Source organism: Pseudomonas sp. AF03-9 (assembly GCF_020515815.1).
Lineage (GTDB): Bacteria > Pseudomonadota > Gammaproteobacteria > Pseudomonadales > Pseudomonadaceae > Aquipseudomonas.
This window is the reverse complement of sequence record NZ_JAHPJF010000022.1, coordinates 54,893-75,689: the sequence shown is the minus strand read 5'-3', so window position 1 is coordinate 75,689 and position 20,797 is coordinate 54,893. Positions and strand designations below refer to the sequence as shown.

Here is a 20,797-nt window from a genome sequence, read left to right as displayed (position 1 = left end):
GCATTATCCGGTGGCCGTGCTATGCAATAAATGGGAGCATGCCGACAACACCTTTGCGCAAAACGCACAGCACGGAGTCATGATGCAGGGTTTGAATGAATTGAGTTTCAAGGCGCTGCGCCTGTTCGTCGCGGTGCTCGACCACGGCAGCTTTTCCGAAGTGGCCCGCCGGGAAAGCCTGGCACCCTCCTCCATTTCCCGGCAGATCCAGCTGATGGAGCACGCCCTGGGCCAGCAGTTACTTTACCGCCACACCCGAGCGGTCAGCCCGACCGAGGCCGGGCGCCTGCTCGGGCATCATGCGCGACTGTTGCTGGAACAACTGGAAACCGCCGGCCAGGCCCTGCAGGAACAGGAGAGCGAACCCAGCGGCCTGGTACGTATCAACGCACCGATGGTGTTCGGCCAGCGCCACCTGTCACCGTGGCTCGGCGAACTGTGCCGACGCTATCCCAAGCTGCAACTGGACATCCAGCAGACCGACACCTACGTCGACCCGCTGCAAGACGGCACCGACCTGCTGTTTCGCATCGGCGTGCTCAACAACTCAGGCATGCAGGCGCGCATCTTCGCCCCGCAGCGCTTTCGCATCGCCGCCAGCCCCGCCTACCTGGCCCGACACGGCACACCGCAGCACCCCGACGAACTCGTCCACCACCAATGCCTGGCCTACAAAGGCATCACCGGCCAACAACGCTGGTTCTTCCGCCGCGCCGGCAGCGACTGGACGCCCTACAGCGTCAAGGGCCCGATCACCGGCAACCACGCCGACACTCTCACCCACGCCGCCGAACAAGGCCTTGGGCTGGTCGTGTTCCCCTCCTGGCTGATCGGCGAAGGCTTGCGCGCCGGCACCTTGCAGGCGGTGCTGAGCGAATACGAAGTGGCGACCACACTGGAGCCGCAGCAGATCGCCGCACTATGGCCGGGGAGCCGGCGGTTGTCGCTGAAGGTGCGCACGGTGATTGATTACTTTGTGGAGTGTTTTGGGACCGTGCCGTATTGGGATCGATGATTTAAAACAGCCACTGCCCAATCAACCACGCATTCGCCCCGCTGATCACGGTAAACAGAAACCACGCCAACACCCGCGTCGGCAGCCGGTTCACAAACGGCCCCATTAGCTGCTTGTCTCCGGTCATGCGGATCAGCGGGAACAACGCAAACGGCAATTGCAGGCTGAGCACCACCTGGCTGAGGATCAACAGCTTGCCGATGGCCGCATCGCCCATCAGCCACACGCCGAGGAACGCCGGGATCAGCGCCAGGCCGCGGGTGATCAGGCGGCGTTGCCAGCAGGGAATGCGCAGGTTGAGGTAACCCTCCATGATCACCTGCCCGGCAATGGTGCCGGTGAACGTCGAGCTTTGCCCCGACGCCAGCAAGGCGATGCCGAACAGAATGCTGGCAAACGCGCCGCCCACCAGTGGGTCGAGCAGATGGTAGGCGTCCTGGATCTCGACCACATCGGTGTGGCCACTCTTGTAGAACGCGGCGGCGGCGAGGGTCAGGATCGCGGCATTGACCAGCAAGGCCAGGGCCAGCGAGCCGATGGTGTCGATGCGCGCCAGTTTGACCGCGTCCTGTTTGCTGGCGAGGTCCTTGCCGATCAGACGGGTCTGCACGATCGAGGTGTGCAGGTAGAGGTTATGCGGCATGACCGTCGCGCCGAGAATACCGATGGCCAGGTACAACGGCGCAGCGTCGCTGATCGCCGAGAGTGACGGCGTAAAACCGCTGAACACATCCGGCCAATACGGTTTGATCAGCACCAGTTCGATAAAGAAACACACGCCGATGGTCGCCACCAGCGCCAGCATGATCGCTTCCAGGCGCCGGAAGCCTCGGTTCTGCAGGGCCAGGATCAGCAGCGTATCGAAGGCGGTGATGACAATGCCGGTGGTCAGCGACACCCCCAGCAGCAAGTGAAACGCCAGGGCGCAGCCGAGCACTTCGGCCAGGTCGGTGGCAATGATGGAGATTTCCGCCAGCGCCCACTGGGTGCGGGCGGAGCGCCGGCTGTAGCGCTCGCGGCACAGTTGCGCGAGGTCCTTGCCAGTGGCGATGCCCAGCCGCGAGCACAAGCACTGCACCGCCATCCCCGCCAGGCTGGCCAGCAGCACCACGAACAACAGGCTGTAGCCGTAACGTGAACCGGCCTCGATGGCCGTGGCCCAGTTGCCGGGGTCCATATAGCCGATGGAGATCAACAGGCCGGGGCCGGCGAACATCAGCATGCGCTTGAAGAACGAAGCCTTGGGGTCGACGGCAACGGAGCCGGCCACTTCCGGCGGGCAGAACGGGGCGGTGGCAATTTTCGGCAGGCTGAATTTCACACGGTATCCCAGGCAAACACACTAGACAGGCGCGCAGCTTAGCAGTCGGACGCGACCGTGCGCATTACCGTGTCCCTGGGCAGGTCAAACGCTTCCACGACTTGCACCACCAGGTCCATTTCCTGGTTCAGCGCCTCGCGCTCCATGCGCTGACGGATCACGCCGACCACCAGCACCGCCAAGGTGGTAATCGAATAGGCCGGGCCGGAAAATGCACGCACCCCGCTCACCAGCAACATCGCGGCCGCCAACGCCTGGCCCACCAGCGGAATCGCCGTGGCCGCACCGCGCCGCAGGATGAAACCGGTGAGCCCGGCCAGCGCCGTGCCACTCAACGCCGTGGTCGCCGAGCGGCCCATGTCGAAACGATTGAACAAGCCCTGCTCTTTTTGCGCCGCGGCCTTGAGTTCGGCGTCGAAGGCTTGCCGGTCAGCGCTGTTGAGTTTGCCCTTGTATTGTTCGATGAGCTGCTGCGCGACCTGTGACTCGATGTCCGCCAACGCCACGGTTGCAACCGGCTGATCAAACTTGATCCCCAGCCGTTGCGCGACATCCTCGGCGATCTGTCGATACCCCACGCCATGGCCACGGGCCAGGTTCATAAAGCTGTCGCCGCCCATGCGTTGCAGCTCGATGGCCAGTTTCAGCGGCTCGCGCACGCTGGCATCAATCGACGCGCTGCGTTTTTGCGCCATCAGTTCGGCAAGGAACTTCAACTCATCCGGCCGCGCCTGCACCAGTGCCGGGAACAGTTCGGCGTCCTCTTCGGCAAAGCGCACCTCGCTGCTGCGCTGGTCGGCGCGGATCATGCCGCGCCGTTCCTGCAACAGGTCGGTGTATTGCACCACCGTTTTAAGCTGCGGCCAGTAGGCGGCGTGATCGAAAGTTGCCAGGTGCACATTGGTGACCTTGGGCTTGAGGGCGGGCGTGAGCGGGATGGCATAACGACCGATGCAGCGCTCGTTGTCCGGCTTGATCGCCAGTGCCCAATCCTTGCTGGAATGACAGTTGATCAGCCGGCCCTGCAGCGGCGCCGAGACTTGATCCCATGGGCTCGACGTACAGATCGCCCCGCCCATCAGCAGCAAGTGATTCAACGGCAGTTCGCGAGCCACCTCAGGGCTGGCCAACAGGCTTTTGACCAGAATCCGCGCGCCGAGGGAATGCCCGATCAGGTTGATGCGCCGCACCGGCAGGGCCTCGGCGTGCAGAAAGTTGGCCAGTTCAGGCAACAGGGTCTGGGCGACTTCGTCGACACGCGCCTCAACACTTTTGTAATGGTCGAGAAAATACGCAATCGCCTTGCCCACCCCCACGGTAGCGGCGCCCAGGCCACCGCCGCCGAGCATCGCAGCGATCACCTCCTTGAACGGCGCGAACAGGTTTTCCAGAAAATGCCCGGCCGGCCAGAACAGCATCACATTGGTCGAGCCTTCGATACTCGCCAGTTGCGCCTTGAAATTACCCAGTTGCTGACGGTTGAAGAACGCCGAATAACCGTGAACGTAGAGATTGAGCACATCCCCCTGGGGCTCGCCACACAACACAAAGGTGGGCTTGCGGGTGCGGTGCATTTCATCCCACTGGTGCTGCATGGGCCGGTGACTCCTGGTGACGATGGACGGCGATAGTAACAAAGCGTGGCCGGCGCAACGGTGAATCCTGACCGATGAACGATCAGAACAACGCCGCCGCCCTTGATTTGGCCAGGTAGCGCGCCGGCGCCTCCCCCACGTTGCGCCGGAACACCGAGGTAAATGCGCTGGAGCTGCTGAAGCCCAATGCCAGCGCCACGTCGGTAATCGAGGCACCGTGGCTGAGCCGCGCAGTGGCTTCCAGCAGGCACACCTGCTGGCGCCAGGCCACGAAGGTCATGCCAGTGTGTTCAAGGAACTGACGGGTAAAGGTGCGCCGGCTCATACTTGACCATTCGGCCATGGTGTCGAGGGCGATGGTCTGCGTGGGCGCGTCCAGGAAGCGCTGGCAGGCGCGGGCGAGCCGAGGCTCTAACGGCAGCGGCGCGCTGAGGGGCAGTTCTGGCATGGCACCGATTTCATCCACCAGCAACGTCAGCACGCAATGCTGCCTGACACTGGGCCCCGCCGCCGGGTCAATCGCCAGTGCCGCCTCCAGCAAATGGCGCAGCAGCGGCGACACCTCGAACACCTGGCAATGCCCCTGCAAACCTGCGCGCCGGGCAGCGGCGTCAGAGAGATAGGTGTTGAGCATGACCACATCGCCACGCATGTGCATTTCATGGGGCACGCCGCCGGGCACCCAGATCGCCCGCTGCGGCGGCACCACCCAATTGCCAAGGTCGGTAAACATCTTCATCGCCCCCGTGGACGCATAGGCGAACTGGCCACGGCTGTGGGCGTGGCGCGCAAACACGGTGCCCGAGGCATATTCGTGCAGCGTCACTACGGCTTCGGGGTCATCGTGGGTGAAGGTCGGGATCATGGCCCGATTTTGTCAAAACATGACCTGGCATAGCAAGCGGGCCATACGAACGCCGCCTACCATCGTTGCCTTTGGACACGCCTGCCAGCTCAAGGGAACGACCATGCTCAAGAAACACCTGGCACTTGCCATCCTCGTCACTCTGGTCTGGGGTTTGAACTTTCCTATTACCAAGCTTGGCCTGCGCGGTATCGACCCCTTCGTACTCACCGGCATCCGCTTCGCCCTCGCCGCCTTGCCGCTGGTGTTCTTCATCCGACGCCCCGCCGTGCACTTCGCCTATGTAGCGGCTTACGGGGTGATTTTCGGCTTGGGCATGTGGGGCGTGATCAACTACGGCATCCAGATAGGCGTGAGCCCCGGCATCGCTTCGCTGATCATCCAGCTCAGCGTGTTCTTCACCCTCGGCTGGGGCGTGGTGCTGTTCAACGAAACCCTGCGTGACGCACAACTGGTCGGCGCCGGGCTGACCTTGCTCGGCCTGGCGGGCATTGTCGTCACCCAGGAGGGTAGCCACGCGGTGCTGGGGGTCATGCTGATCGTACTCAGCGCACTGGCGTGGAGCGTGGGCAACGTGATCATCAAACGCTCAGGGGTGAAGGAAATCTTCGCGTTCATGGTCTGGGCCAGCCTGTTTCCACCGATCCCGCTGTTCCTGATGGCCTGGTGGATGCACGGCAACGCTGCGTTCGAAAGCCTGCCCGCCCACCTGGACGCCACGGCCATCGGCTCGATCCTGTTCCAGGTCTACCTGGCCACGCACTTTGCCTACTGGGGCTGGAACTCATTGCTCAAGGCGTACCCGGTATCGACGGTGGCACCGCTGTCGCTGCTGATCCCGGTGTTTGGGATCGCCAGTTCGATGCTGATCATTGGGGAGCGGGTTTCCTGGCTGGAGCTGGTTTCGATGGCTGTCATTCTGGTGGGGTTGGGGGTGGGGTTGTATCGCTGGCCGGTGAAACGCAAACCCGGCACAGGGCCGGGTAGCCTTCAATAGGCAAAGTTATCGATCTTGACCTGGCCGTCTGGAAACGTCGCGATAATCTCCAAGTCGCCGCCCATCGCACGGATGTAGTCTCGCAATGTACTGATGTACATGTCGGTGCGGCGCTCCATCTTGGAGACCGCCGCCTGATTGATATTCAATAGTTTGGCCAGGCTCTCCTGGCTCAAGGACACGCCACATGCATCACTCACCGCAAAAACACAATTCTCGAAATGTAAAAAGCGCTCTAATACGCTCCTGTTGATTCGCTCTAAAGATCCTGGAGTTCCCAATGCCCCATGAAGGCAACCTGTTACAAGCAGCGGTGGTGTTCCTGCTCGCCGCCGTATTGACCGTGCCCCTGGCCAAGCGCCTGCAATTGGGCGCGGTGCTGGGCTACCTGTTCGCTGGCGTGATCATCGGTCCGTCAGTCCTCGGGTTGGTGGGTAACCCGCAAAGCGTCGCGCAATTTTCCGAGTTGGGCGTGGTATTGCTGCTGTTCATCATCGGCCTGGAACTGTCGCCCAAGCGTCTGTGGGTGATGCGCAAGGCGGTGTTCGGCGTCGGCCTGGCCCAGGTGTTGCTCACCGGCCTGGTGATGGGCGCTGTAGCCTTGTGGCTGTTTGGCCAGTCGTGGAACAGCGCGATCGTGCTGGGCCTGGGCCTGGCGTTGTCGTCCACCGCCTTCGGCCTGCAAAGCCTGGCCGAACGCAAGGAGCTGAACCAGCCCCATGGGCGCCTGGCCTTTGCCATTCTGCTGTTCCAGGACATCGCAGCCATCCCGTTGATCGCCATGGTGCCGTTGCTGGCCGGCAGCGATCATCCGACCACAGAGGCCCAGGGCTTGCAGCATGTGTTGCAGATCCTCGGCAGTATCGCCGTGGTGATCATCGGCGGGCGCTACCTGTTGCGGCCGGTGTTTCGCGTGGTGGCCAAGACCGGCCTGCGCGAAGTGTCCACCGCCACCGCCCTGCTGGTGGTCATCGGCACCGCATGGTTGATGGAACTGGTGGGCGTGTCGATGGCCCTCGGCGCCTTCCTCGCCGGGCTGCTGCTGGCGGATTCGGAATACCGTCACGAACTCGAATCCCAGATCGAGCCGTTCAAGGGCCTGCTGCTGGGGCTGTTCTTTATCAGCGTGGGCATGGGCGCCAACCTCAGCTTGCTGCTCAGCAGCCCACTGCTGGTGATCGGCCTGACCCTGCTGCTGATCGGCCTGAAATTACCCCTGCTCTACGCCGTCGGCCGCCTGGTGGGCGACCTCAACCGCGAAAGCGCCCTGCGCCTGGGCGTGGTGTTGGCGGCAGGCGGTGAATTTGCCTTCGTGGTGTTCAAGATCGGTCGCGACCAGGGCCTGTTCGAACCTCATCTCTACGATGTACTGGTGCTGACCATCACCCTCTCGATGGCGGTCACCCCGTTGCTGCTGTTGGTCTGCCCGAAGCTGTTCAAGCCCAAGGTCAAGCCGGTGGAAGTGCCCGAGGAATACCGCACCATCGAGAGCGATGCGCCTCGCGTGGTGATCGCCGGCATGGGGCGGATGGGCCAGATCGTCGCGCGGATCCTGCGCGCGCAAAACATCTCGTTCATTGCCCTCGACACCTCGGTGGAAACCATCGAGCTGACCCGCAGCTTCGGCGGCATGCCGGTGTTCTACGGCGACCCGCAACGCCCCGAGATCCTGCACGCAGCCAAGGTCGACCAGGCGGAGTTCTTCGTGATCGCCATGGACGACCCGGAAATCAACATCAAGACCGCCGAACTGGTACGCAACCTCTACCCGCACATGAAGATCATCGCCCGTGCGCGTAACCGCCAGCACGTGCACCGCCTGGTGGACCTCGACGCCTCACCAGTGCGCGAGACCTTCTACTCCAGCCTGGAAATGAGCCGCCGCACCCTGGTCGGCCTCGGCTTGACCCAGGCCCAGGCGGATGCGCGCATCACCCGCTTCAAGAACCACGACCTGCAAGTACTGGCCGCGCAGCACGCGGTGTACGACGACGCGGCCAAGGTCATGCAGACCGCCCAGGAAGCCCGGGCGGAACTGGCGCGATTGTTTGAGATGGACCGGCTCGAAGAAGAGTCCGACAAGGTGTAAGGCCCAGGGCGAACGAGATTGCGATTTTTCTGACAGAATGTGCCGCAATTTCGTTCACCCCTGGAGCGCTTCATGGCCACTTTCACCAAGACCGCCGCCCTGCTGGCCCTCGCGCTTGCCGCCGGCAGCGTGTTCGCCGCCAGCAAGCCGACCACGCAGACCATCTCCACCCTGGGTGGCAAGTTCACCTTCAACCTGCCCAAGGCCTACGCGGCCGACACCCTGCCGGTCAGCAAGGCCGAAGATGCCAGCGCCGCCACTCAAGGCACGCTATACGCCAACCAGACCGCGAAAAGTGTGGTGATCGTCGCCGAAACGGTACGGACCGACGGGGTGAACGTCGAGGATAACGACGCACAGTTCCTCGACGGTGCAGTGGCCGGCTTCGTCAAGGATCAGAGCACTGCCCTGCCGGACTTCAAGAAACAGAGCGAGAAAAAACTGACCTTCAAGGGCCTGGGCCTGCGCCAGGTGGACAGCACCGCGACACAGGGCGGTGGCAAGACGCTGAACAGCACATTCCTGGGGGGATCGGGCAACCACATGCTGGTGATCCAGGCGATTTCGCGAGGCGATGACGCCAAGGGCCATGCCGAGCTGGTGAAGCAGATCACGGGCGGCAAATAACCCGACCCGCCTAGCAACACCAAACCAAATGTGGGGCCCCGCCCCACATTTTTTGACCGTGCTCACTTCAAGCTTTTTTCCAGCCAGGCCTTCAAATCCTGCACTTCAGCCTCGCTGATGGTATGCGGCATGCCCATATACCCATGAAACTCCGGCTTCAACCCCACCCCCACCAACGCCTCATTCGCCCTCGTCGCCGACGCATACGCCAGCGCCTGGTCCAGCGTGCCGTGGCCAATGAAGATCGCCAGCCCGCTCAATGCCGCATCCGGCTTGAGCTCAGCCTTGAGCACTGGCAACACACTGCCACTCAACGCTGCAATCCCACGCACCAACGTCGGCTTACGCAACCCCACCTCGTAGGACATGATTGCACCCTGGCTGAACCCCACCAGAAACACCCGATCGCTGCGGGTGTGGTACTTGGCGGTGGCCTGGGTCACAAAGTCTTCGATCAACCTGGCGCTGCGTTGCAAATCGGCGGTCTCGCCGTCGTAATCGCCATCCCCGGGTTTCTTCGCAAACCAGCGATAGCCACGCGCATCCACCGGCATCGGCGCCCGTGCCGACAGGTAGGTCCAAGTGGATGGCAGTGCGTCCTTGAGGCCAAACAGGTCCTCTTCGTTGCTGCCAAACCCATGCAGGAAAATCACCAGCGGCGCATTACGCGCATCAGCCTGGGTCTGTTCCAGGTACGCCAGCGGTAAATCGGTGTGTAGCGTATCGTCGGCATGAACGGCGCCGGCCACCAGGGTCAGCGCGAGGGCAAACAGCTTGAGCATGGGGCGATACCTCAGGGTTTGCGCAACAGATAAGTGTCCATGATCCAGCCATTGGCCAGGCGTGCCGCCTTGCGCACCCGCTCGATTTCTTCGGCGACTTCAGCGACTTTGCCGCTGATCAGGATCTCATCCGGCGTGCCCAGGTAGGCCCCCCAGTAAATGTCCAGGTCCTGATCGGCCACGGTGCGGTAGGAGTCTTGCGCATCGAGCATCACCACCAAGGTGTCCGCATCACTCGCCTGCCCTGCCGCCAACCGGCGCCCGGTAGTGATCTCGATGGAGCGGCCAATACGGTTCAGCGGCACTTTGTGTTGCGCCGCCAGGGCCTGCACGCTGGTGATGCCGGGGATCACTTCGAATTCAAACTCACTGCGCCCGCTGGCCAGGATCGCTTGCAGGATGCGGATGGTGCTGTCGTACAGCGCCGGGTCGCCCCAGGCCAGGAAGGCACCGACTTCTCCGTCGGCCATTTCCTCGTTGATCATGCGCTCAAAGGTTTGCTGCTTGTCGAGGTTCAGATCCTGCACGGCGGTGGTGTAGTCGACTTCACCGCGCACGCGTTCGGGGCAATCGGCCTCGACAAAGCGGTAGCCGGGCTCGGTGATGTAGGTCTCGCAGATCTCGCGGCGCAGGTCGATCAACTTGTCTTTGCTCTGGCCCTTGTCCATCAGGAAAAACACGTCGGTGCGATTGAGCGCCTTCACGGCCTGCATCGTGATGTAGTCAGGGTTGCCGGCGCCAATGCCGATGATCAGGATGCGTTTCATGGGTTGCTCTCATTGCGGGGCGTGGATTTTGCCATGTTCGGCGGTTCAGGCGTGAGTTTCCAGGCGCAGGCGCCAGACCGTATTGAAGCGCAGCTCCGTGCTGGACAGCGGCTCGACGTCGATCCGGTAGAACATCGCCACCGGAAGCTGCAGGGCGTAGAGCATCGCCGCGCGAATCACCAAGGGGTGGGTGACGGCGACGATATGGCCGGGGTGCGCTTCAAGGGCCTGCATCCACTGCGCGACCCGTGCACAGACCTGATCCACCGATTCGCCACCGTGGGGCGCACTGGCGCTGTCGGCCAGCCACGCGTTCAACTCATCGATCGCCAGCTGGCTGATGTCCTGGCCTTTCCACTGGCCGAAATCGCCATCGCGCAAGGCCTCTTCAAGCAGCGCATCGCTGCCGAACAAACCCGCGGTCTGCCGAGTGCGTGCTTCCGGCCCGCACAGCAGGCGGCGGCTGGGCTTGTAACGCGCGGCCAGCGACAGCGCCGCGCCTTGCCAATCCATCGCCACCGCTTCGTCAGCGCAGAAGCGCCCGCGTTTTTGCAGGGGCGTGACGGCATGACAGATCAGGGTCAAACGGGTGGCTTGCACGGGCTTCGCTCCGACAGAGACAGGTCGGCAAGCCTCGCGCACTTATCCCTCAAGCGCAACGCCCTTGAACGGGCTTACCCCAATGCCAGTCGCTCAAGCAGTCCCGAGGGCAAACCACTCGCGCCGCCCCTCGAACGTGCTCACGATCAACTCCACAATCACCTGCACCGCCTGCGCATCCCGCACCTGGGCGTTCACCGCCAGCCATACCTGGCGCTGCATGCTGTCGTCCAGCAACCCCGGCAACGCCACCAGCCCTCGGTCGAAGCTGCCCATGTAGTGCGGCAGCAAGCCGATGCACGCGCCGCAGCGGATCATTTCCAGCATCAGCGAGTAGGCCTGCACTTGCACCACGGCGGCGCGGCGTTGTTCCACCACGTGGTTCCAGGGGTGCAAGGCCTCGACCTGCACGTCGGGCTGCCACTGCACCAACATGTAGTCGTCGAGGTCGTCGACGCTGTCCGGGCGCGTGGTCAGGCGTGAGTAGCGCTTGGCGATGTGCGGCAGGTAATGCAGGCGCGCCAGGGACTGCGGCGGTTCAGTGGGGAAACTCGGGCCGCACGCCGGGCCGTCGGCGTCGGACAACCACAGCACCACGTCCACATCCACCGCTTGCAGCGACAGCTGGCTGTCGATAGAGATGATCTCCAGGCGCACGCTGGCATTACGGCGCAGCAAGGCAATCAGGTCGCGGCCGAGGATGTCGTGCAGGATCGGTTCGGCCACGGCCAGGCGGATCAGCGGCTGCTCCACCACCGGCAGGCGCCGTTCATGGGCCAGGGCGACCAGTTGTGCCTGCAATTGCTGGCCATCACGACTGAGCACCAAGCCGTTGCCCTGATACGTGAACAGCGCATGCCGCACCTGTTCTTCGAGCTGCGCCAGGCGTTTGCGCAACAACGTCGATTTGATATTCAGGCTGCGCGCCGCCTGCATGAAACAACCGCAGCGCGCACTCACCAGGAAGTAGCGCGCCACCTCCGGGTCGATCTCGCCGGCCAAGGCCTGCCAAGTGCGGTGTGGCTCATTCACGGCGCGCCAGGGGGCGGGCGATTGGACGCCGGACGGTTCTAGAAATGCCATGGGAGACTCCCTGTCTTGTTGGTCTGTGCATCCAATGCGGGTGGTCGCGCGTTACTCCAACACCTTGTTCAACTCGGCGCCATCAATGCTCAAGGTCGCGGTGTTGAGCATGCCTTCCAGGTACGCCTTGGCGATCTGCTCCTGGCGTTGGCTGCGCAAGGCTTCGGTGAGCCGTTCACGCAGTTCGTCCAGGGTCGCGGTGCGCGCCGGTTGCTGGCCGGTGAGCTTGAGCACATGGAACCCGGCCGGGCTCTGCACCACCTCCGACACCGCGCCGACCTTGAGCCGCGCCACCGCCTCGCGTACCTGGGGCACCAACTGCTGCAACGGCTGCATGCCCGAATCGCCGCCGCGCTGGGCGGTGTTCGGGTCCTGGGAATATTGCGTGGCCAGCGCGGCGAAATCTGCCGGCGCGGCCTGGGCCCTGCGACTCAGTTCCTGGGCCTGGCGGCGGACCGCGTCGGCGGACTGCGGGTCGTTCACCGCGAGGAAAATCTGACTCACCCGATACAGCGGCGGCGTCACCCACTGTGCCTTGCCGGCGTCGTAGGCCTGTTGCAACTCAGCCGCACTGGGATAGTCGGCAGGCACCTGGCTGACCGACAGCATGTAGTCGCGAAACACAATCTGCTCGGCGGCGGCACGGGTCTGCTGCTCCACCTCCGGGCGCTGGCGCCAGCCCTGGGCGTCGGCCTGTTCAAGCACGGCTTTTTGCGCCAGGCGCGAGCGCAGCCACGTCTCCAGCGCGCCACGGTTGCCGCGCAATTGCTCGCGGGACTCGGCCGGCAGGCTCGCCAGCACGCTTTTCATTTCCGCCAGGTCGATCTGCTGGTTGCCCAGGCGCGCCACCGCCGGGCCGCTCGCCGGCGTCGCGGCTACCGGCGCCGGGTGTTGCGCCGCCACCGGGTCGCTGCCCGGCCGCAAGCTCAAGCCCACAGCCACCACCAGCAGGGCCAGCGCACCGGCGCCGACCATCAGGGTTGGCTTTTTCACAATACGCCCGCCTCTTCGCCCACCACCTGCGCGGCGGCCTGCAACTGCGCCGCCTGCTGGCTGTACTCACGCAGGTAGACGATGAACTCCTGCAACAGGCGGTCCCACAGTTCCAGCTGGCTGCGCAAATGCGTGACGCCCACACCGGCCACTACCACATCCATTTCCATCAGCAAAAATTCACCTTGCACCGACAACCGCGCAAAGCGCCGCGAGGCGTTCCACACCTCGGCCAGGCCTTGCGGCAATTGGCCCTGGATGCGCAGCGCGCAGCTGTAGGTGAAGTCCACATAACTGCCCTGCTCCGCCGCCGGGTTGCCGAAGCGCACGGCAAAGCCGATGCCCTGGCTGGCGCTGAGCAGTTGCACGATACCGTTCTGTTCGCTCGGGTTGACCCGGTAACCGGCGTCCTGCAACAGCTCGGTGAGACTCTGGATGGTCACGCTATCAATCAATTCGCTCATGCTGATCTCTTCCCTGTCTATCAATGATTGGCGGTTGCCTGGGGCGCATCGAAACGGCTCTTGTACAGATCGTCGCCAAAACCTTGGGCCAGTTCCTCGAACTTGACCCGCGCGCTGCTGGCGAAGGGCTGGCGGATGCTCATCACCTCAGCCACATCGATCTTTTCGTAGGCCGCCAGCAACTGCTGGGCCACCCCGTACATCTGTTGATTCTTGACTGAACATTGCTGCACTTGTGTGTCACGTTCGCTCAATTGCGCCTGCAAGCGGGCGCGTTCGGCCTCCTTGCCCTTGGCGAGCACCAGCAGTTCCTCATAGGCCTTCTTGAATTTGCCGATCTGCTCGTTGCTCGCCGCCACCTGGGCTTGCGCCTGGTTGTGCAGGCTCTGTTGCTGGCCGGCCATCTGTTCGGCCACGCCACGGGTCTTTTCCAGCTCGGCGGTCAATTGCTTGATTTGCGCCTGGGCCTGCTTGGCCTGGGCTTCGGCGGCGATGCGCGCGGCACTGGCCTGGGCCTGTTCGCTTTGCAGCGCCTGCAACTGCTGGGTGGTGCTGCGCAGTTGAGTACGCAGGCGCTCTTCCATGCCTTCGGCGCAAGCGCCGCTGGCGATGAACAACAACAGCAGCCCGCAGATTCGCGTGTTCATGTGGCATCTCCTGTGCGCCTCAGAAGCGCGTGTTGAGTTCCAGTTGCATCACATCGACTTCGAACGGCGCGCCATACACCTCGGAAGCACTCAACCAACGCGCACTGGCGTAGACGTTCTTTTCCAGCCCGTAGTTGGCGCCAATGAAGTAACCCTTGGCGTTGGTGCCGCCCAGGTGAAACGAGGAATCGTTGAAGCCGTCGGGCAAGGCATCCGGCTGGATGTACTTGTAGCCGGCCAACACGTTCCAGTCGCCACGCTTGCGCATCTCCAGTGCACTGCCGAGGGTGAACGAGACCATCAGCGCATTGCCGCCACTTTCAAACTGGCCGTTGCTGTTGATGTTGTTGACGATCTGGCCTTCGCCGCGCTTGAGCATCTCGCCCTTGTCGTAGGCCAGGTTGTGGATGAAGTTGGCCTGGCTGCGCAGCTTGAAGTCGCTCGGCAGCTCGCTGTCCCACACCGCATTGAGGTCGAGCACATTGAACTTGGACGCCAGCCCCACGTACTGCGGGTTCGGCGTCTTCGCCGGGTCGGCCGGGTTGGGCGTGATGTCGCGCAGCAGGAACACGCTGTTGCCCTTCTGCATAAAGGCCACGCGCGTGCCGTCGGTGTCGCAACCGGCGGCACCGGCCCACGGCGTGCACGGGCTGGAGCGCTGCCCTTCGATGTCCTGGAACTGGTAGTAGGCGCCCGCCAGCTTGAGGCTGTTGCTGCGGTTGATCTTCCAGTCCGCACCGATCTGCGCGCCGAACAGCCACTTGGTCTCGCTGTCCTCCTTGTCGATGCCGTTGCTGCTGGCGGCATCCGCGGTGTATTCCACCGGGAACGCCCCCACGGTGCCGAACAAGCCCCACTCGCTGTTGAGCTTGTGGTTGAAGATCGCCGCCACGCCGTCAAAGTTGAGGTCGTTGGAATACATCATGTCGGTGGAGTAAAACGGGTTGCCGATACGCCCGGCGGTCAGCGCCATGGAGTCGCTGGCCTTCCAGGTCAGGTAGCCCTGGTCGAGCCAGATGTCCTTCTTGCCAAAGCCGCCGCCGAGGGTCTGGGTGGTCGACACCGGGTTGTTGTCGGAACCGGTGCCGATGCGGATACCGGCGGTCCACTCCGGTGACAGCACCGCCTTCATGCCCAGGCGTGCGCGCAGGCGGAACAGGTTCTCGCGGTCCTTGGTGGTGTTGAGCAGCGGCGGGAACTTGGTGTTGGAGTCCTTGTTCACGTCATACGGGCCGGTGTCATTGAGTTTGGCGTAGTCGACGATCTGGTTGCTGTTGTTGCCGGAGAAGTAACGCGACTCGTCACGCAGGCGGATGTCGCCGTCAAAGCTGATGCGCGAGACCCAGTCCGGGAACGTGTTGGGCTGTGCCCAGTTTTCCTGCTTGGCAGTGGCCATGACTTCGGCCTTGACCTGATCGCGGATCTGATCGCGCACCGCTTGCGGCACGTACTGCACACGCACGTCCCCCGGCGCGGCGGCGGGACCGGCGGCCACCACCGGCGCGGCGTTGGCCTGGCGCGCCTGCTGGGCTTCTCTTTCAGCCTGGGCGATCAGCCCGTTGGCCGTGTCCTGAGTCAATACCCCCTGCTGCACCAACAGGCGGATCAGGTTGACGGTGACGTTTTCCGAGGGGGCGACCGGGGCTGCCGTCGCCTGGCCGACCAGGGTCGCGATGACCATGCCAACCGCCAGGGTCAGTCGATTCACGGGGGAAATCATGTGTACGCAACTCCTGTAAAAAACCGTAGAAAAGGGGTTCGATCAATCCGGCCGCCGGCCCTTGAAGGACAGGCGTACCGGCATCTTCACTGCGTCCGGAACACGTTGCGGCACGTGGGAGGCACGCAACGCCACCAGCACCTGTGCATCGATCTCGGCATCACCGCTGGACTTGACCAGCTCGGCCCGCGTGACCTGCCCGTCACCGCGCAGCCACAAATCGGCCTGCACTGCATAGGCGCGATTGCGCAACTGCGGGTCATCGCGCAGCAAGCGCTGGAACACACCGGCCAGGTACTGCTTGTAGGTCCCCGCACCCAGGCCGCCGCCACCGGAACCGGCCATGCCGCCGCCCTTGCCGGCGCCGATGTTGAAGCCGTCATTACCCGACTGCGCATCACCGTCGATCTGCATCGGGTTGGCCAGATCATCGGCCGGCGACGGTGGTGCTTCGTCCGCTGGCTTGACCTCTTGCGGCTCAGGCGTCGGCACCGGCTCGGGGATTTTTTCTTCGACCTGGGGCTCGGGCTCCTTGGGTTTTTCCGGCGGCGGTGGTGGCGGTGGCGGCAACGGAATAATCGTCGGGATCTTTGGCGCTTCACGGCGCACGCCGCTCATGTCATTGGCCCACTGCCACAAAAACCAGGCCGCAACCGCGCCCAGCAAGAGGCCTGCGCCCCACTTCAGCGGGCGCAGCGGCGGCTTGTTTTTCACCGGCAACGGCGGCATCGGGATCTGTGCGGTCATGGCTCAGCCCTGGCTCGGTTTGCCGGTGACCAGCCCGACCTGGGACAGCTCCAGCCGTCGCAGCAAGTCGAGCACCTCGATCACCTTCTGGTATTGCACCAAGGCGTCACCGCGCACGATCACCGGGAAATCCGGGTTCAGCGCTTTCTCAATGCGCAGGCGCTCTTCCAGCTCGCCGAGGGTCACCGGGTAGGCGTCGAGGAACACCTGGCCGCCGTCGTTGACGGAGATGGCCTTGGTCTTGGCCTCCGACAGCGACACCGAGGCGCTGGCCTTGGGCAAGTGGATCTGGATCCCCGAGACCTGGGCGGTGGCGGTGAGGATAAACATCACCAGCACCACCATCAGCACGTCCACCAGGGGCGTGATGTTGATACTGTCGACGGCGGCATCGTCGTCATCGTCGTGGGAGGCGTTTACGGAAGCCATGCTGATACTCCTCAGGCCGGTACGGCGGCGTGCTGCTCGCGGCGATGCGCGGCTTCACTGGACTGGCTTTCGCCGTGCATCTCCGCCAGGCGGGTGATGAACTCGTCGACGAACACCCGCATATCGGCGCTGACTTCCTTGTTGCGTGTGATCAGGCGGTTGTAGCCAAACAGCGCCGGGATCGCGACGAACAGGCCCATGGCCGTGGCCAGCAAGGCGGCCGCCATCCCCGGCGCAATCGCGTTGATGTTCACGTCACCGGCCATGGCCGTGCCGAGGAACACCACCATGATCCCCAGCACGGTGCCGAGCAGGCCGATGTACGGGCCGCCGGCGATGGCGTTGGACAGGGTCGAGAGCTTGGCGCTGAGCGCCTGGTTTTCGCGGGTACGCACACCGTCCATGGAGCAGCGGATCGCTTCGATGGTCGCCGCCGAGACTGACGAGGTGTCAGCGCCCTGGGCGCGGCGCGTACGGATTTCCTTGACCGCCACCAGGTACAGGCGCCACAGCGAGGAATGCTGCAGACGCTCGGCCAACTGCGCGTCGTCGGCATACATCTCCAGACGCGTGCCGATCTGCGCGAAGTGCTCGCGGAACACTTCGTTGGCCGCGCTGAGACGGCTGACCTGGCGGTTCTTGCGCAGCATGATGACCCACGACTGGAACATCATCGCCACCAGCACCAGGATGATCACCCAGGCGTCCACCGGCACGGCGTTGAGCAAAAAGCCCAGGCTGCCGAAACCAAAACCGGACTGTTCTTCATCGACGCCGTACGCCACCAGTTTCGACTCGGCGCCCTGGGCGCTGGCGTCGGCCAGCAGCAACGTGGCCGGGCGTGCGACCTTGGACAGGCGCAGCTCGTCGATGGCCCCGGCAAACGGCTGGTGAGTGCTGGCGGCGTCCGGCAGGTCGCCACCAATCGCCAGTGGCGAGTTGAACGCAGGCACGGCCACGGCCAGGGTCGCGGTTTCGCGGCCATTGACATACAACGCGACTTTTTCACCCTCGGCGGTGAACGCCAGGTGCTGCCATTGGCCGGGGTTCAGCGCTTGGCTCGACACGGCGCGCTGGCCGTCGATGTCCACAAACGGCGTGCCCTGGTTCAAGCCCAGCAACAGGCTGTGCGCACCCTCGCGACGGGCGAAGACGATTTGCTCGCCGCTGGCCTGATCCAGGCGCAACCAGGCGCTGAAAGTGAACGCCGCGCCGGCGGCGTGTTGCAGCGACGGGCTGGCCGGCAACAGAAGCGGCTGGCCGCCGAACTGCAAGGCGCGGCCGATCACGCCATCGATGCTCGCGCCGGTGGCGTTCAGCGCGGTGTTGGCATAGGCCGTGGTGTCACGGGCCGGGGTGCCGTTGGCATCGTCGAAGTGGTAGAGCGCGGTGTAGTTGGGGTCGAACGCCAGTTGGCCGTTGCTGGTAGCCGCAGCTTTCTGGTTGCCGTAGTACATCCACAGGTCCTGGCGCTGGCCGCCTTCAACCTTGGGCACATCGACCCAGATCAGGGCCATGCCCATCAGCGGGTCGAAGCTCTCGATCTGGTGGTTGAGCACGGTCTTGTCATCGGCGCTGACAAAGCGCAGGTCGGCGCCGTCGTCCTTCACCCCGTCAAAGGTGAAGTTGCCGGTGTGCAGGCGCACCAGCAGCGCGGTGCGGCCCAGGGCCTGGCTGATCGCGGCGCCTTGGGCGGTGGTGTCCACGGAAATCTGTTTGCGGTAGTGCCAATCGTCTTGCCACCAGGCATGGGCAGTGGCCGGGAGCGCGAGGCCCAGGCAGATCAACAGGCTCAGGAATAGGCGTTGCATGGGTGGAGTCTCCGGAAGAAAAAGTCAGAAAGTCGCCTGCACACTGAAGTGCAGTCGCGAGTCCTGTTTCTGGGTGTTCGGTCCATCGAGCAGCGGGTAGCCCCAATCCAGGCTGCCGGACAACCATTTGCTCAAACTGGCGCGGGTGCCGAGGCCGACGCTGGCCAGGCTGTATTCGTCTTCTTGCTCGGGCATCGGGTCGTGCAGACGCAGGCGTGCGCCTTCGGCAAACGCGTAGAAGCGCCAGTCCTTGACGTAGCTGCCGACGTACTTGGCCAGGGACGGCGTGCGCAGCTCCTGGGAGAGCAAGTAGCCCTCGTCCCCAGTGCGCTCCGCTGCCAGATAACCGCGCACCGAGGTGGCGCCGCCGGCCGAATATTGCTCGTTCGACACCAGCGGCCCCGAGGCCAGCTGGAACGCGGCCTTGGACGCCGACTGCCAATCGCCAGTAAAGGTGTAGGTGTAATTCAGGTCGCCCTTGAGCACGGCGAAACTGGGGCTGGCTTTGTAGCGCTTGTAGTCGAACGCTTCGGCATCGCTGCCATAGCCGAAGAACGCGCGGGTGCCCACCACCAGGTTCAAACCCAGGCCGAGCTGGGATTGCTCGGTGTAGCGATAGCCGTTGTAGCCGAGGGTGAACGGCGCGTACTTGAGCGGCACCTGGTCGCTGCTGGCGCCGAATTTCATTTCTTCGTCGAAGTCTTTGAAGTCGATACCCACCGACAACGAATTGGCCCAGACGCCCGCGCCCGGAAAGCTGTAGATCGCCGACACGCCATAGGAATGCCCCTTGCCCAGCACGTTGCTGCCGCCGAGGGTGGCGATATTGCTATCGGACTGGTAGCCGGAGAACTGCAACGCCCAGCGATCATCCAGCGGCGCAGTGTAGGAGCCCGACCAGACCTTGGCGTTGGCGCTGTCCTGGGGCGCGGTGAAGTAGGTCAGGGAAATCGCGTGGCCCAGTTGCCAGAGGTTGTCGTAACTCAGGGTGGCGACCGAGCGCAGCTTTTCAGTGTCGGCGCTGTAGTCGTTGTTCAGGCCGATGCTGGCGTGCCAGGGATTCTGGTCTTCCACCTGCAAGTCCACATCCATGGTGCCCGGACGCTGGCCCTCGCGTACCAGTGGCGTGACCTGACGTCCGACGCCACGGTTCAGCCCGGCGAGCTGGGTTTGCACGGTGGCGAAGTCCGGCACCGCACCTTCCTTGAGCGCCGACACTTCGTCGCGGATTTCCACTGGCGAGTAATGCTTGGCACCGACCACGCGTACGCGGCCGATCTTGGTTTCGCTGACTTGCAGGTAGACGATGCCGTCATCGACCTTCTGCTCCGGCAGCTCGACAAACACCGACTGGTAGCCCCGTGCCTGGTAGATCTTTTGCAGCGCGTCGCGGGCGCCTTCGATGTCGCCCAAGGTTTTTTGCGGGCCGAGAAACGGGTACACCGCCTCTTCAATCGCCGCCGCATCGAGCACGGTGTTGCCGCGCACGAAGTACTCATTGACGTCGACCCGGCGTGCTGCGCCCTCCTCCTCGGCCTGCGCAGGCTGGGCTTGGGCCCACAGCGTCAGGCAGCACAGCGCCAGCGTTGACTTGAACAGATGCTCCACACCGCCCCCTAACTTTCCAAGTTTTTGCACCGTCGCCGTTTGCACGGCGTTTGGCCTGCTCAATTGCTGGTTGTCGAAAGATGGCTGTGCCGGGCCAGCCAGGTGTGCAGCAAGGCGAAATTCAGCGAGAACTCCGGCATGTGCAGCAAGGCGCCACAAAACACGTCACCGATGATGGTCTGGATCAACTGCACCGCCCGCGGGTTGCCCAGCACGCTGGCGATGTCCCGTTGCAGGACGTGAATGCCCCACACCTTCTGGTTCAGGTCGAGGCCGACGAACCAACGGAACAGCAGGTTGTAATTGAGCTGCTCGTGCAGTTGCTGCTCGCTGGGCACCGAATACAGCAGTTGCAACAGGAGGATGTGCACCACGGTGTGCGGCGCAATCAGCATGCCCGGCTCGGGCTGGAGCCAGTCGCGATGGCTGTCGAGCACCTCATCGATCTGCGGGCGCAGCAACACCAGCGAATGCCCTGCCGGGATAAAGCTGGACACTTCCTTCAAGGCGCCCTGCCAATCGTCCTGGGAGACGATCCACACCCACGGCGCGCCATAGCGGTACACCGAAACCGGCTTCTTGCGCGCGGCTTCGACGATCTTCGACAGGCGCTGATCGAGCTCCTGCATGCCGACTT

General features: G+C 63.6%; 19 protein-coding genes and 2 pseudogenes. 4 read left to right on the top strand and 17 right to left on the bottom strand.

Annotated elements, in window-relative coordinates; genetic code table 11:
* The first annotated feature begins 82 nt into the window (after window positions 1-82).
* On the top strand, window positions 83-1,015 hold the full coding sequence (locus tag LIY36_RS23900; protein WP_192301093.1) for a LysR family transcriptional regulator: 933 nt from the start codon (window positions 83-85) through the stop codon (window positions 1,013-1,015).
* 1 nt (window position 1,016) lies between these two features.
* Here the strand turns inward: LIY36_RS23900 and LIY36_RS23895 are convergent, their stop codons facing one another.
* From LIY36_RS23895 to LIY36_RS23885, 3 genes are all read right to left on the bottom strand, one after another.
* Window positions 1,017-2,336 (bottom strand): Nramp family divalent metal transporter, encoded by a 1,320-nt coding sequence (locus LIY36_RS23895; RefSeq protein ID WP_192301094.1) that lies wholly within the window; start codon window positions 2,334-2,336, stop codon window positions 1,017-1,019.
* 38 nt (window positions 2,337-2,374) lie between these two features.
* Window positions 2,375-3,931, bottom strand: coding sequence for a DUF726 domain-containing protein (locus LIY36_RS23890; RefSeq protein ID WP_226457403.1), 1,557 nt, complete (start codon window positions 3,929-3,931; stop codon window positions 2,375-2,377).
* Between the two features lie 82 nt (window positions 3,932-4,013).
* On the bottom strand, window positions 4,014-4,796 hold the full coding sequence (locus LIY36_RS23885; RefSeq protein WP_226457402.1) for an AraC family transcriptional regulator: 783 nt from the start codon (window positions 4,794-4,796) through the stop codon (window positions 4,014-4,016).
* A 103-nt stretch (window positions 4,797-4,899) separates the two neighbouring features.
* On the opposite strand from LIY36_RS23885, the gene LIY36_RS23880 reads away from it, so the two are divergent.
* On the top strand, window positions 4,900-5,793 hold the full coding sequence (locus LIY36_RS23880; protein WP_226457401.1) for an EamA family transporter: 894 nt from the start codon (window positions 4,900-4,902) through the stop codon (window positions 5,791-5,793).
* Here LIY36_RS23880 and LIY36_RS23875 read toward each other — a convergent pair.
* A pseudogene (locus LIY36_RS23875) lies at window positions 5,787-5,969 on the bottom strand (XRE family transcriptional regulator); the annotation flags it as partial. The gene LIY36_RS23880 and the pseudogene LIY36_RS23875 overlap by 7 nt on opposite strands.
* 104 nt (window positions 5,970-6,073) lie before the next feature.
* Between LIY36_RS23875 and LIY36_RS23870 the strand changes: the two are divergent.
* Entirely contained in the window at window positions 6,074-7,882 is a 1,809-nt protein-coding gene (locus tag LIY36_RS23870) for a monovalent cation:proton antiporter-2 (CPA2) family protein (RefSeq protein WP_226457400.1), read from the top strand.
* A gap of 72 nt (window positions 7,883-7,954) precedes the next feature.
* Window positions 7,955-8,509, top strand: a complete 555-nt coding sequence (locus LIY36_RS23865) for a hypothetical protein (RefSeq protein WP_226457399.1) — start codon at window positions 7,955-7,957, stop codon at window positions 8,507-8,509.
* A 62-nt stretch (window positions 8,510-8,571) separates the two neighbouring features.
* On the opposite strand, the gene LIY36_RS23860 is transcribed toward LIY36_RS23865, so the two are convergent.
* The 13 genes and pseudogenes from LIY36_RS23860 to LIY36_RS27965 all read right to left on the bottom strand — a co-directional run.
* Window positions 8,572-9,291, bottom strand: a complete 720-nt coding sequence (locus LIY36_RS23860; RefSeq protein WP_192301100.1) for an alpha/beta hydrolase — start codon at window positions 9,289-9,291, stop codon at window positions 8,572-8,574.
* Window positions 9,292-9,302: 11 nt separating this feature from the next.
* The gene (cobF, locus tag LIY36_RS23855; protein WP_226457398.1) at window positions 9,303-10,058 is read right to left on the bottom strand and encodes a precorrin-6A synthase (deacetylating); all 756 of its coding nucleotides are present in this window, start codon (window positions 10,056-10,058) and stop codon (window positions 9,303-9,305) included.
* A 45-nt stretch (window positions 10,059-10,103) separates the two neighbouring features.
* The gene (locus LIY36_RS23850; RefSeq protein ID WP_226457397.1) at window positions 10,104-10,658 is read right to left on the bottom strand and encodes a histidine phosphatase family protein; all 555 of its coding nucleotides are present in this window, start codon (window positions 10,656-10,658) and stop codon (window positions 10,104-10,106) included.
* Window positions 10,659-10,751: 93 nt separating this feature from the next.
* Window positions 10,752-11,741 carry a LysR family transcriptional regulator gene (locus LIY36_RS23845; RefSeq protein WP_226457396.1) on the bottom strand — a complete coding sequence of 330 codons (990 nt, stop codon included), beginning with the start codon at window positions 11,739-11,741 and terminating at the stop codon, window positions 10,752-10,754.
* A gap of 51 nt (window positions 11,742-11,792) precedes the next feature.
* Window positions 11,793-12,734 (bottom strand): peptidylprolyl isomerase, encoded by a 942-nt coding sequence (locus LIY36_RS23840; RefSeq protein ID WP_226457395.1) that lies wholly within the window; start codon window positions 12,732-12,734, stop codon window positions 11,793-11,795.
* Window positions 12,731-13,198 (bottom strand): YbjN domain-containing protein, encoded by a 468-nt coding sequence (locus LIY36_RS23835; RefSeq protein WP_192301105.1) that lies wholly within the window; start codon window positions 13,196-13,198, stop codon window positions 12,731-12,733. The genes LIY36_RS23840 and LIY36_RS23835 overlap by 4 nt, the downstream gene beginning before the upstream one ends.
* Window positions 13,199-13,218: 20 nt before the next feature.
* Complete coding sequence (locus LIY36_RS23830) at window positions 13,219-13,845, bottom strand: DNA repair protein (protein WP_226457394.1); 627 nt, start codon at window positions 13,843-13,845, stop codon at window positions 13,219-13,221.
* Window positions 13,846-13,864: 19 nt separating this feature from the next.
* Window positions 13,865-15,565 (bottom strand): putative porin, encoded by a 1,701-nt coding sequence (locus tag LIY36_RS23825; RefSeq protein ID WP_226457393.1) that lies wholly within the window; start codon window positions 15,563-15,565, stop codon window positions 13,865-13,867.
* Between the two features lie 42 nt (window positions 15,566-15,607).
* Entirely contained in the window at window positions 15,608-16,312 is a 705-nt protein-coding gene (locus LIY36_RS23820) for an energy transducer TonB family protein (RefSeq protein WP_226457392.1), read from the bottom strand.
* A gap of 3 nt (window positions 16,313-16,315) precedes the next feature.
* A complete protein-coding gene (locus LIY36_RS23815; RefSeq protein WP_065905942.1) occupies window positions 16,316-16,741 on the bottom strand; it encodes an ExbD/TolR family protein in 426 nt (141 codons plus the stop codon).
* An 11-nt stretch (window positions 16,742-16,752) separates the two neighbouring features.
* Window positions 16,753-18,552, bottom strand: coding sequence for a DUF2341 domain-containing protein (locus LIY36_RS23810; protein WP_226457391.1), 1,800 nt, complete (start codon window positions 18,550-18,552; stop codon window positions 16,753-16,755).
* A 24-nt stretch (window positions 18,553-18,576) separates the two neighbouring features.
* A complete protein-coding gene (locus tag LIY36_RS23805; protein WP_226457390.1) occupies window positions 18,577-20,160 on the bottom strand; it encodes a ShlB/FhaC/HecB family hemolysin secretion/activation protein in 1,584 nt (527 codons plus the stop codon).
* A gap of 265 nt (window positions 20,161-20,425) precedes the next feature.
* Window positions 20,426-20,522 (bottom strand): annotated as a pseudogene (locus LIY36_RS27965) (transposase); the annotation flags it as partial.
* Window positions 20,523-20,797: the final 275 nt, after the last annotated feature.

Coding starts and splice junctions, on each gene's coding strand:
- LIY36_RS23835 (WP_192301105.1), bottom strand. CDS start 13,198: ATGAGCGAATTGATTGATAGCGTGACCATCCAGAGTCTCACCGAGCTG.
- LIY36_RS23900 (WP_192301093.1), top strand. CDS start 83: ATGCAGGGTTTGAATGAATTGAGTTTCAAGGCGCTGCGCCTGTTCGTC.
- LIY36_RS23820 (WP_226457392.1), bottom strand. CDS start 16,312: ATGACCGCACAGATCCCGATGCCGCCGTTGCCGGTGAAAAACAAGCCG.
- LIY36_RS23890 (WP_226457403.1), bottom strand. CDS start 3,931: ATGCAGCACCAGTGGGATGAAATGCACCGCACCCGCAAGCCCACCTTT.
- LIY36_RS23830 (WP_226457394.1), bottom strand. CDS start 13,845: ATGAACACGCGAATCTGCGGGCTGCTGTTGTTGTTCATCGCCAGCGGC.
- LIY36_RS23810 (WP_226457391.1), bottom strand. CDS start 18,552: ATGCAACGCCTATTCCTGAGCCTGTTGATCTGCCTGGGCCTCGCGCTC.
- LIY36_RS23865 (WP_226457399.1), top strand. CDS start 7,955: ATGGCCACTTTCACCAAGACCGCCGCCCTGCTGGCCCTCGCGCTTGCC.
- LIY36_RS23845 (WP_226457396.1), bottom strand. CDS start 11,741: ATGGCATTTCTAGAACCGTCCGGCGTCCAATCGCCCGCCCCCTGGCGC.
- LIY36_RS23815 (WP_065905942.1), bottom strand. CDS start 16,741: ATGGCTTCCGTAAACGCCTCCCACGACGATGACGACGATGCCGCCGTC.
- LIY36_RS23885 (WP_226457402.1), bottom strand. CDS start 4,796: ATGATCCCGACCTTCACCCACGATGACCCCGAAGCCGTAGTGACGCTG.
- cobF (WP_226457398.1), bottom strand. CDS start 10,058: ATGAAACGCATCCTGATCATCGGCATTGGCGCCGGCAACCCTGACTAC.
- LIY36_RS23870 (WP_226457400.1), top strand. CDS start 6,074: ATGCCCCATGAAGGCAACCTGTTACAAGCAGCGGTGGTGTTCCTGCTC.
- LIY36_RS23880 (WP_226457401.1), top strand. CDS start 4,900: ATGCTCAAGAAACACCTGGCACTTGCCATCCTCGTCACTCTGGTCTGG.
- LIY36_RS23860 (WP_192301100.1), bottom strand. CDS start 9,291: ATGCTCAAGCTGTTTGCCCTCGCGCTGACCCTGGTGGCCGGCGCCGTT.
- LIY36_RS23825 (WP_226457393.1), bottom strand. CDS start 15,565: ATGATTTCCCCCGTGAATCGACTGACCCTGGCGGTTGGCATGGTCATC.